This is a genomic window from Nocardioides sp. NPDC057577, assembly GCF_042801335.1.
Classification (GTDB): domain Bacteria; phylum Actinomycetota; class Actinomycetes; order Propionibacteriales; family Nocardioidaceae; genus Nocardioides.
In genome coordinates this window covers 19,567-29,316 of the sequence record NZ_JBHVGB010000058.1, presented here as the reverse complement: position 1 = coordinate 29,316, position 9,750 = coordinate 19,567, and the positions used below count along the sequence as shown (strand labels likewise).

Sequence of the window (9,750 nt, the reverse complement as noted above, 5' to 3'; positions counted from 1 at the left end):
GGGCGATTCGTACGTCAGGGTCAGCCGCCGTAGACGGCCAGCTCCTGCAGGTGCAAGGCATAGGCGTTGCTGGTGTTGCCGCTACCGGTCACCCGGACATATCGGAAGCTCCCGCTCACCGGATACCAGTCCCCCACATCAGTCTGCGGCGAGTCCGTGGTCTTGGCAGCGATCGGCGTGTAGGTGATGCCGTCGACGCTGCCCTCCAGGGTGTAGCGATAGGACCGCCGATCCGCGTAGTAGGGCGTCACCCTGACCCCGGAGACCGGGCGTACGTCACCCAGGTCGACCTGCAGCCACGCGGGCTTGCCGGAGCACTGTGCCGGGTTGCACAGCCAGTTGGTGTGCAGCTTGGCGTCGACCGCGCGGTCCGGGCTCGCCGCACCCTCGCTGCTGGACGCGGTGGCCGGCTTGCCCTCGCTGAGCGGCGTGGGAATCTCACCGCTGCAGGCCAGGGTCGGCGCCCCGAACGAGGCCGCATCGAAGGAACGGTTGCCGTCGGAGCGATCGATCACGATCCGGAGCTGCCGCACCCCGCTGATGTCCACGTCGAGGCGGATCGCCTCGGTTCCGGTGGTCGCCAACCCGCTGCGCAGCACCGGTGTGGCGTGGATCCGCCGGCCATCGCCCCACACCTCCACCACCACGTCGCCGTCGGCAGCATGGTTCATCGCATCGTCGATGCCGACGACGGTGACGAACCGCTGGCACGCCTGGCCCAGCTCGAACCGGACCTCGCCTGCGGCGTTGGTGCCCAGGCCCTTCGAGTAGGCGGTGCCGTCGAGCAGGATCGGCGCACCGTCACCGGAGGGCGTCGCCGGGGTCACGGTGTCGCGGGCGACCGGATGTTCCCCGTCATGGTTGCGCGAGGAGGAGAACGGCACGTCGCTGAGCTGGATCCGGCCAGGTCCGTCGACCGGCAGCACCGCACTGGCCGTCTTCTGCTTCGTCCCGGCCTGCTGGTCGTACGTCACCTCGAGGCCGACCTCGGCCTCGGTGGTCTCCGACGGCAGCTCGGCGCCGGCCGCGACGCTCCAGCTCACCGTCGCAGTGCCGCCCGGGGCGAGTCGCGTCGGCAGCTCGCCGGTCGCTGTCGCGACGATGCCTTTCGGAGCGGTGACCCGGGCCGCCATGTTCTCCAGCGCAGCGAACGGGTTGTTGTTGACCACCGTCAACGCGATCGTGCCCGGGTCCTCGCCGATCGTGCCGGCCGGGCGGACCGACACAGCCGCACCGAAGTCCGCCGCAGACATCTGTTGCAAGGCACGGGTGGCTTCGGCGTAGGTGTCACCGTGCGGCTTGGTCGGGTAGCGGTCCGTTGCTCGCGACCACTCGTCTGCGACCGCCTGCCAGTTGATCGCTGTTGGTGCTTCACCAGTGCGCAGGGACTCGCGCAGCGCGTCGAAGTAGCGCTCCCACCGAGGCGCGTAGTAGCCGTCGAGCAGCCCGGACCAGTCGCGGTACGCATAGTCGGTCAGCGACAGGTTCAGCGTCCACGAGGCGAGGATGCGGCGAGCGTCATGCTCGAGAGCATCGGCTTCGTCGGGCGACGAGGCGAAGGCACGAGCCTTCGCCAGCCAGGGGCCGACCATCTGATCGGACCGGGTGGCGCTGACCCGGTCGGCGGTGTCGATGGCCTCGATCCAGGCGGTGGTGAGTCGATCGAACTCTGCCGTGTCACGCTCGGCGTACGCCTGCCGGATCTGGGTCAGCAACGGGTGGGAGTATTCGACGACCACCTGCCGCGCGATCTCGGCGAGGTCGTGCCGATAGATCTCGCTGGTGCGCAGCGACGGCTTCACCTGCAACAGCGACGGCAGCGCCGCCGCGAAGTCCGTCGGGTCGTAACGGTTCCCGGGAGCGGTGTAGTTGCTCGGCCGGGTGGCCGTCAGCGACGGGACAGCGGCGAACAGGCCGCTGGTCCCGGCCGAGCGGTTGTTGTTCGGAGCGATCGAGTAGGCGGTGTCCTGCAAGGTCTTCCACGCGGCGCGCGCCGCCGGGTCGGTCCCGCCGTAGCGGGCATCCGCGTACTCGGCGAACCAGGCGTCCAGGTCGACCGGCCCGGTCTGCCAGGGCAGCTCGGCGAGGAACTCCATCGCGACGGCATTGTTGTAGCTGGCTTCCGGAAGGATCGCGATGCCGTCGAGCGCGCTGTTCGGGCGGGCCCGGAACTCGAAGAACCGTTCGTTCCAGGCCTTGATCGGGGCACCGACGGTCGAGTTCCCGCCGAAGTTCCAGATCGACCCGAAGGCGTACGGCGTGCCTTTCCACTGGGTGTCTCGCTGCGGATCGAGGTTCCGGTCGGAGAGCCCGTCCACGATCAGCATCCGGCTGCGGTCCACCGCGTCGAGGGTCTCCTGGCGCGGGTTGCTCTGCCAGCCGAGGGCAACCCAGATGGCACCGGGATGCGCGGCGTCCAGGGCGTCCTGGACCGCGACCGACGCCTGGCCGACCGGGACGGAACCCGCCGACCCGCCCTCGTGCAACAGGTCCATCTTGTACATCGTCGACGCTCCGACGACGTCGTTCTGGAGCTGATAGAAACGTTCGGCCACCTCACCGAAGAGCTGCTGCGTAGGAGCCAACCAGTCCGGCCGCCGCAGACCGGACCAGGTGCCCTGCGGGACGGTGACGGCGCCCGGGTTGCGGGTGGCGAAGTCGGTAGGCACGGTGCCGAAGTAGCCCGGGAGCACCGGCGTGATCCCCATCGAGCGCATGTAGTCGGCGATGCGTCGGCCGAGGTCGGCGCGCTCTTCCAGCAGAGCGGGAGTGACCGGGTCCGTGAAGTTCCACATGTTCTGCATCAGCCACCACTGCTGATAGACCGGCGACGGGATCCAGGCCCGCGCCTCGGTCTCGGAATAGCCGTACTCCTGCAGCAGCCGGTAGTAGACCATCTCGGACCCGACCGGGAGGAACATCTCGTTGACGCCGTGCATGGCGTTGATGTCGACGAGCTCCCGCCAGTCCTCGAAGGTGCGGAACGGCCCCGAGTAGCCGTCCTCGGTGTCGTTGCCGGAGAACCGGTGCAACACCACAGACGTGCCCTGGATGGGGCGCTTGGGCAGAGGCAGGGAGCCATGGATCGGCGTCTGGTTGCCGGTCCAGGAGATGTCCGCCTTGGCGACCTTCTTCAGGTAGGCGTTGACCCCCATCAGGACCGCCGGAGTGCTCGTCCCCTCCACCAGGATCCGGCCCCTGTGGGCAGTGACCCGATACCGGTCGCCGTCACCGTGATGCACCGACAGCTCGAACCGGGCCGCGTGCCGCTTGCCGAGGATCCTGACGAGAGCCTCACGGGCCGGGCGCGTTGCACCTTCGCCCGACGAAGCCGCGAAGCCGGGCGGCGCGGCAGCGGCCGGACCAGTGGCGGTGATCAGACCGAGCAGACCGAGCAGCATCGCCACGACGACGCCGAGGGTGACTCCCCTGATCTGCAGCGGGTGTTGGCGACGACCGCTCGTCGGATGAGCCTGTTGACTGCGTCGCTGGCGCTTCGGCATCGTGCCTCCAGAATTATGCAGAACATTTTCGTAATATGGGCACATACTCCTCCCGGACATGACGGCGGTCAAGGGGTTTCGGCGGCTACTGACGGAGGAAGGAAGCCGGTAACTTGTTCGTCATGGGCGGAAACCGGGGCGCGCGATGAGGGGAGAGTCGAGCGGAAACGGCGTGCTGCGGCGGCTCAACACGACCGCGGTCCTCGAAGGAGTCCGAGCCGCGGGGCCGGCAGGAGCGCGCATCACCGAGCTGGCTGCCGACACCCGGTTGACCCGGCCGACGGTCTCACAGGCGATCGACGAGCTGGCGTCCGCTGCCGTCGTCGAGCCACTGGCCCCGTCGGAGCCGTCCGGAGCCGGCCGGCCTGCCACCCGGTACGTGCTGCGCAGCGGGCTGCTGCCCGTGCTCGGGCTGGACATCGGACCCCACCGGGTTGCGGCTTCCATCGTCAATGTCCAGGGTGGATCGCTGGCGCACGAGACGATCGGAGTGCCGCCGGGCGCCGACCCGGCCGCGGTCCGCCGTCAGGTCGGCACACTGGTCGATCGCGTACTTCTGGCTGCGGAGCTGCCGGCAGATCGGATCGGAGCGGTGGTTGCCGGCTCGCCGGGTGTCGTCGGCCCCGAGCTGAGCCGGGTGACCATAGCGCCGTCCGCCCCTGGCAACACCGACGCCGGACTCTTCGCCGACCTCGCCGAGCGATTCCCGGCGCGGCTGCTGGTGGAGAACGACGCGAACCTGGCCGCCATCGCGGCCAGCGTCGAGCACCCGGGCCGGACGCTGGTCGTGATCCACTGGGGTGAGCGACTCGGCGCCGGGGTGGTGATCGATGGCTCCCTCCATCGCGGGGCCCACCGAGCGGCCGGCGAGGTCGGCCTGATCCCGGTCTCCGCCGACGGCGTGCAGTTCGACGAGCACGGGCGGGGGCCGCTGGAGCATGCCCTCGGCGCTGCCGGAATCGCAGAGATGGCCAGGGCGGAGGCGTCCCGTCACCCGGGCGGGGCATTGCCCGCCGACCGACCCCTGACGGCCCAACAGGTCTTCGCCGCAGCCGCGGAGGGCGATCGGGCCGCCGTCGCGGCGGTGTCGGCGGTCGCCAAGAAGATGGTGGAGCGGCTGGCCCCGGTCTTCCTGACGATCGATCCGGATGTCGTGGTCCTCACCGGAGGCGTCGCCAACGCCGGTGAGTTCCTGGTGGACCAGCTTCGCCGGCTTCTGCCCCGGTTCACACTGGTCCCACCGGAGCTTGCCCTGCTGGTTCCTGCCGACCATGCAGTGCTCGCCGGCGCGCTCACGCTGGCGGCGAGCCGAGCCTGGGACGACCTGATCGCCTCGGTGCAGCCAGGTCACCCCTGGTCGGTCAGCGGGACAGAACCTTCTCAGCCAGCGAGGTGAAGAAGCCCAGGCCGTCGGTGCCGGACCCGGTGAGGGTCTCGACCGCGTGCTCGGGGTGCGGCATCAGGCCGACGACGTTGCCGGCCTCGTTGGTGATGCCGGCGATGTCGTTGACCGAACCGTTGGGGTTGACGTCGAGGTAGCGCGCGACGACGCGGCCCTCGTCCTCGAGCCGCTTGATGGTGTCGGCGTCGGCGACGTACTGCCCCTCGCCGTTCTTCAGCGGGACCACGATCTCCTGGCCCTGGGTGAAGGCGGAGGTCCAGGCGGTCGAGGCGTTCTCGATGCGCAGCTTCTGGTCGCGGCAGATGAACTTGAGGTGGTCGTTGCGCAGCAGGCCACCAGGAAGCAGGTGGGACTCCACCAGCATCTGGAAGCCGTTGCAGATGCCGAGCACCGGAAGGCCCTTCTGGGCACCCTCGATGACCTCGGTCATGATCGGGGCGAAGCGGGAGATGGCACCGCAGCGCAGGTAGTCACCGTAGGAGAAGCCGCCCGGCAGGATCACCGCGTCGACGCCCTGCAGGTCGTGGTCACCGTGCCACAGCGCAACGGCCTCGTTGCCGCCGACACGGACCGCGCGCTGCGCGTCGACGTCGTCGAGGGTGCCAGGGAAGGTGATGACGCCGATCTTCACTGCTCGACCCGAACGACGAAGTTCTCGATCACCGTGTTGGCCAGGAAGGTCTCGGCCAGCTTCTCGATCTGGGCGAGCGCGTCGTCGGTGACCTCGGGGATCTCCAGCTCGAACCGCTTGCCCTGACGGACCTCGGTGACCCCGGTGAACCCGAGCCGCGGCAGGGCGCCGAGTACGGCCTTCCCCTGCGGGTCGAGAATCTCGGGCTTGGGCATGACGTCGACGACAACGCGAGGCATGGCTGCAGTCTAGGTCGGCCCTACGCCGCTCACCTAAACCGTTCGCACCCCGCCCCGGCGGGTCTTTACGATCGATCCTCGTGCGCCATCTGCTGATCGACATCACCCCGCTGCGTACGTCCCCCGCTTTCCGCCGGTTCTTCGTCGGGCGGGCCGTGTCGGGGCTCGGTGGGCAGATCTCGGTGGTCGCGGTGATGTACCAGGTCTGGGAGGCGACCCACAGCCCGTTCTGGTCCGGCAGCGTCGCGCTCGCGCGGCTCGTCCCGCTGCTCACGATCGGGCTCTGGGGCGGCTCGGTGGCCGACCGCGCGGACCGGCGCTCGATCCTGCTGGCCACCAACCTCACCCAGCTCGTGCTGGCGCTGCTGCTGATGGCGCAGGCACTCTGGCTGGGCACCTCGCCGTCCTCGCTCGGACTCGTCCTCGTGCTGGTCGCGCTCCTGGCCGCCGCCGGCTCGGTCGCTGCCCCTGCGAGCATGAGCGTGATCCCGCGGCTCCTCTCCACCGACCAGGTAGCCGCCGGGCTCGCCCTCAACCGGCTGAGCTTCCAGGGGTCGATGCTCCTCGGCCCGGCGCTGGGCGGGCTGATCATCGGCTACGCCGGCCTCGAGATCGCGTACGCCGTCGATGCGGCCTCGTTCTGCGCCGGGTTCCTCGGGGTCCTCGGCCTCCCCGCTCTCGCGCCCACGACGAGAACGAGCGGTGGCGGAATCCTCGAAGGTCTGCGCTTCGCGGCCACCCAGCCGGTCGTACGCGGCGTGCTCCTCGTCGACCTGGCGGCCACCGTCCTGGCCATGCCGGTAAGCCTGTTCCCGCTGGTCAACGAGGAGAGGTTCGGCGGCGACCCACGTACGCTCGGGCTGTTCCTGACCGCGATCGCGGTCGGCGGCGTGGCGGCCTCTCTCGTCTCCGGTTCGTTCACCGGACGCAGCCGCCCCGGCCTGATCACGATCTGCGCCGCAGCCGTGTGGGGTGCCAGCCTCGGCGCCGTCGGGCTGGTCACCTCACCGTGGCTGTGCCTCGGCCTGCTCGCCGTCGCCGGGGCGGCCGACTCGGTCAGCGTGGTCACCCGCGGCACGCTCATCCAGCTCGCCGTGCCCGACGACCTGCGCGGCCGGACCGCCGCGATCGAGATAATCGTCGGCGCCGGCGGGCCGGAGATCGGCAATCTCCGCGGCGGTGCCGTCGCCCAGCTGACCTCCGGCTCGTTCGCCCTGGTCAGCGGGGGCATCACCTGCCTCCTCGCCCTCGCCGCGGTCGGCGCGACCGCCCGGCCGATGCTCGCCTTCCGAACAGGAGCCACAAACTCGAAGATCGCAGCCACCGGGTGACTGCGATCTTCGAGCTACGGCTGCTGCCGACGTACGAAAGACCTACTTGAGCTCGCGCTTGAGGATCTTGCCGGTGGCGGTCATCGGCAGGGCGTCGACGATCTCGACGATGCGCGGGTACTTGTAGGCCGCCATCTGCTCCTTCGACCACGCGACGATCTCCTCGGAGGTCGCCGAGGCGCCGGGCTTGAGCACGAGGACAGCCTTGATCTCCTCGCCGTGGGAGTCGTGCGGGACCCCGATCACGGCGGCCAGCGAGACCGCCGGGTGGGTGAGCAGGACCTCTTCGATCTCGCGCGGGTAGACGTTGAAGCCGCCGCGGATGATGAGCTCCTTGGCGCGGTCGACGATGTAGTACCACCCGTCCTCGTCGCGCTTGGCGAGGTCGCCCGACCGGAACCAGCCGTCCGAGGTGAGCACTTCGGCGGTGGCCTCAGGACGGTCGTAGTAGCCCTTGAAGATGTTGTGGCCCTTGATCGCGATCTCGCCGATCGCGTCGGCGGTCCACTCGATGTCGTCCCACGACGCCGGGTCGATCAGGCGCATCTCGACGCCGGGGATCGGGACACCGATCGAGCCCGGACGCACCGGCTGGCCGTAGAGCGAGAACGACGCCACCGGCGAGGTCTCGGAGAGGCCGTAGCCCTCGAGGATGGTCACGCCGAAGCGCTTCTCGAACTCTTTGTGGATCTCGACCGGGAGGGCCGAGCCACCGGCGGCCGCGACCCGCAGGTTCTTGGCGAGCGTGGCCACGTCGATGTCCTCGGAGAGGGCACCGAGCAGACCCCAGTACATCGTCGGCACACCGGCGAAGAAGGTGACGCTCTCCTTGAGCATCGTCGCCAGCGCGGCCGCGGCGTCGAAGCGGGGCAGGAGCACGACGGTGCCGCCGAAGGCGAACGCGCCGTTCTGCACCACGGTCTGACCGAAGGCGTGGAAGAGGGGCAGCACGGCGAGATAGGTGTCGGGACGCTCGGCCGAGGCACCGAAGAGCTCGGCGCCGGCCAGCGCGTTGTCGCGCATGTTGCGGTGGCGCAGCTCGGCGCCCTTGGGCTGCCCGGTGGTGCCGGAGGTGTAGAGGATGACCGCGGTGTCGTCCTCGTCGGTGGCCACGGTCTCGAACGTCGGCGGCTGGGCCCCGATGCCCTGACCGAGCGTGGTCACACCCTCGATCGGCGACGCGGCGGTCGGGTCGGCGGTGATCAGGAAGAGGTTCTCGACCCCGGCCTCCTGCGCACCGGCGTGCGCCTCGGCGCCGATGGCGAGCTCCGGGGTGCCCTCGAAGGCGAAGAGGGCCTTCGCGTCGGAGTCCTTGAGGTGGTAGGCCACCTCGCGTCCCTTGAGCAGCACATTGAGCGGGACGACGGTGGCTCCGGCCTTGAGGATGCCGAAGTAGACCATCGTGAAGTAGGGCAGGTTCGGGCTCATCAGGGCGACCCGGTCACCCGCGCCGATGCCCTTGCTCGCCAGCAGGTTCGCGACCTGGTTGGCGGCACCGTTGATCTGGGCGTAGTTCAGGCGGATGTCGCCCAGGACGATCGCGGTGCGCTCGGGATAGCTCGCCGCGGAGTCTTCGAGCAGCGAAGCGAGGTTGTACGTGGACACATGGCCTCCAGTGGTGTGCGTGTTACGCGTCACAACTTACCCGCAGGTAGCCACCCGAGAAACACGGTCCGCGGTTTTTAGTGCGACACGTGTCTCAGAATCGGTGCCCGGTCAGCTTCTCGTACGCCTCGACGTACTTCGCCCGCGTGCGCGCGACGATCTCCTCGGGAAGGTCCGGCGGCGGACCACCGGCGGCCCGGTCCCAGCCGGACTCGGGCGAGAGCAGCCAGCGGCGGATGACGTCCTTGTCGAAGCTGGGGATCGCGCTGCCCGGGTGCCACTGCGCCGCGTCCCAGTAGCGGGAGGAGTCGGGCGTGAGCACCTCGTCGGCGAGCACGATCGTGCGGATGCCCAGGTCGTCCTGGCGTACGCCGAACTCGAACTTCGTGTCGGCCAGGATGAGGCCGCAGCCGCGGGCGATCTCGTCGGCGCGCTGGTAGACCGCCAGGGTCAGCCGGCGCACCGCGGAGGCGTCGTCCTCGCCGATCAGCTTGGAGATGTATTCGTAGGTGACGTTCTCGTCGTGGTCGCCGAGCTCGGCCTTGGTGGCCGGGGTGAAGATCGGCGGGGTGAGCCGGGAGCCGTCGACCAGGCCTCCCGGGAGGCGGATGCCGCAGACCTCGCCGGTGGACTCGTACTCACGCAGGCCCGAGCCGGTCAGGTAGCCGCGCGCGACGCACTCGACGGGCAGCATGTGAAGCTTCTGGGCAACCACCGCACGGCCGGCCACCGACTCCGGCACGTCGGTCGAGAGGACGTGGGTCGGCACCAGGTCCTCGAACTGCTCGAACCACCACAGCGACAGCCGGGTGAGGATCTCGCCCTTGTCCGGGATGACCGCGTCGAAGACGTGGTCGAAGGCCGAGATGCGGTCGCTGGCGACCATCAGGAGCTGGCCGGCGTACGGACCTTCCTCCAGCTCGTAGAGGTCGCGCACCTTGCCGGAGTGGAGGTGCTTCGTGCCCGGGATCGCCGGCGCCGGGGGGATGTTGAGTTCAGCCACGGGATCAGCCTAAGAGATGGTCTTCCGAATCCGTTT

7 protein-coding genes are annotated in these 9,750 nt (G+C 69.4%); 2 read left to right on the top strand and 5 right to left on the bottom strand.

The window, feature by feature from the left end; translation table 11 throughout:
- Positions 1–20: 20 nt before the first annotated feature.
- On the bottom strand, positions 21–3,503 hold the full coding sequence (locus ACFU7D_RS13950; RefSeq protein ID WP_378867906.1) for an alpha-N-acetylglucosaminidase TIM-barrel domain-containing protein: 3,483 nt from the start codon (positions 3,501–3,503) through the stop codon (positions 21–23).
- A gap of 145 nt (positions 3,504–3,648) precedes the next feature.
- Between ACFU7D_RS13950 and ACFU7D_RS13945 the strand changes: the two genes are divergently transcribed.
- Entirely contained in the window at positions 3,649–4,899 is a 1,251-nt protein-coding gene (locus tag ACFU7D_RS13945) for an ROK family protein (RefSeq protein ID WP_378867904.1), read from the top strand.
- Here the strand turns inward: ACFU7D_RS13945 and purQ are convergent.
- Positions 4,865–5,536: a phosphoribosylformylglycinamidine synthase subunit PurQ gene (gene purQ, locus ACFU7D_RS13940; RefSeq protein ID WP_378867902.1), complete on the bottom strand. Its 672-nt coding sequence runs from the start codon at positions 5,534–5,536 to the stop codon at positions 4,865–4,867. The genes ACFU7D_RS13945 and purQ overlap by 35 nt on opposite strands.
- A complete protein-coding gene (gene purS, locus ACFU7D_RS13935) occupies positions 5,533–5,775 on the bottom strand; it encodes a phosphoribosylformylglycinamidine synthase subunit PurS (protein ID WP_091045685.1) in 243 nt (80 codons plus the stop codon). Before purS ends, purQ begins: the two co-directional genes overlap by 4 nt.
- A gap of 80 nt (positions 5,776–5,855) precedes the next feature.
- Between purS and ACFU7D_RS13930 the strand changes: the two genes are divergently transcribed.
- Positions 5,856–7,106 carry an MFS transporter gene (locus ACFU7D_RS13930; protein WP_378867900.1) on the top strand — a complete coding sequence of 417 codons (1,251 nt, stop codon included), beginning with the start codon at positions 5,856–5,858 and terminating at the stop codon, positions 7,104–7,106.
- 42 nt (positions 7,107–7,148) lie between these two features.
- Here ACFU7D_RS13930 and ACFU7D_RS13925 read toward each other — a convergent pair whose 3' ends face one another.
- Both ACFU7D_RS13925 and ACFU7D_RS13920 read right to left on the bottom strand, forming a co-directional pair.
- Positions 7,149–8,711 carry a long-chain fatty acid--CoA ligase gene (locus ACFU7D_RS13925; protein ID WP_378731251.1) on the bottom strand — a complete coding sequence of 521 codons (1,563 nt, stop codon included), beginning with the start codon at positions 8,709–8,711 and terminating at the stop codon, positions 7,149–7,151.
- Positions 8,712–8,805: 94 nt separating this feature from the next.
- Entirely contained in the window at positions 8,806–9,714 is a 909-nt protein-coding gene (locus ACFU7D_RS13920; protein ID WP_378867898.1) for a phosphoribosylaminoimidazolesuccinocarboxamide synthase, read from the bottom strand.
- Positions 9,715–9,750 lie beyond the last annotated feature (36 nt).